The 467-nt window shown below is 73.0% G+C and carries 1 protein-coding gene; it reads left to right on the forward strand.

Annotated features, from left to right (window positions below):
- Positions 1 to 28: 28 nt before the first annotated feature.
- The coding region (locus VTU_RS0106125) for an alpha/beta hydrolase fold domain-containing protein (RefSeq protein ID WP_029554159.1) at positions 29 to 467 on the forward strand (439 nt) is incomplete at its 3' end.

Consider the following 467-nt stretch of genomic DNA (forward strand, 5'->3'; position numbering starts at 1 on the left):
AGCACCGCAGCCCAACCCCGCAAACACCATGCTCACACCCGACATCGCCGACTTCGTCGCACGCACCGCCGCCGTGTATCCCGCGCACGCGGCAACGCTGCCGATTGCCGAACAACGCCTGATCTACGACCGCTATGCGGCGTCGTTCACGCCACCGCTGCCCGAAGGGGTGCGCACCGAGGACCGCGTCTTCCACGCTGCGGCCGGACACCGGATCGCACTGCGGCTCTACCGACCGCCGCCCGGCGGCACGCGCGGCTGCGTGCTGTATTTCCACGGCGGCGGCTTCGTCCTCGGCTCGCTCGACAGCCACCAGGTCGTGACCGCGCGCCTGGCCGCGGACACCGGCCTGCGCGTGATCGCGGTCGATTACCGGCTCGCGCCCGAACACCCGGCGCCGGCCGCGCACGAGGACTGCCTTGAAGTCACCCGCGCGGCGCTCGCCGGGCGCCTGCCGGGCGCGACCG

Origin of the sequence: Verminephrobacter aporrectodeae subsp. tuberculatae At4, from assembly GCF_000193225.1 — a bacterium.
Classification (GTDB): domain Bacteria; phylum Pseudomonadota; class Gammaproteobacteria; order Burkholderiales; family Burkholderiaceae_C; genus Acidovorax; species Acidovorax aporrectodeae.